At 39.3% G+C, this 438-nt stretch carries 1 protein-coding gene; it reads left to right on the forward strand.

All coding sequences use genetic code 11. The features are described 5' to 3' along the window. The coding region (locus HMPREF3265_RS12065; RefSeq protein ID WP_176746630.1) for a G5 domain-containing protein at nt 1–438 on the forward strand (438 nt) is incomplete at both ends.

Consider the following 438-nt stretch of genomic DNA (forward strand, 5'->3'; position numbering starts at 1 on the left):
AAGCAGGCGAACCAGAGGTTACTAAAGAAGAAATTCCATATGAAACTAAACGCGTATTAGATCCAACAATGGAACCAGGTAGTCCTGATAAAGTAGCTCAAAAAGGTGAAAATGGTGAAAAAACAACAACAACACCAACTACAATTAATCCATTAACGGGAGAAAAAGTAGGCGAAGGCGAACCAACAACGGAAGTAACGAAAGAACCAATAGACGAAATTGTTAACTATGCACCTGAAATTATTCCTCATGGTACACGTGAAGAAATTGATCCAAACTTACCAGAAGGTGAAACTAAAGTTATCCCAGGTAAAGATGGCTTGAAAGATCCTGAAACTGGAGAAATCATTGAAGAACCACAAGATGAAGTAATCATCCATGGTGCTAAAGATGATTCAGATGCGGACAGCGATTCAGACGCAGATAGCGATTCTGATG

The organism is Staphylococcus sp. HMSC62B09 (assembly GCF_001839115.1).
GTDB lineage: Bacteria > Bacillota > Bacilli > Staphylococcales > Staphylococcaceae > Staphylococcus > Staphylococcus haemolyticus.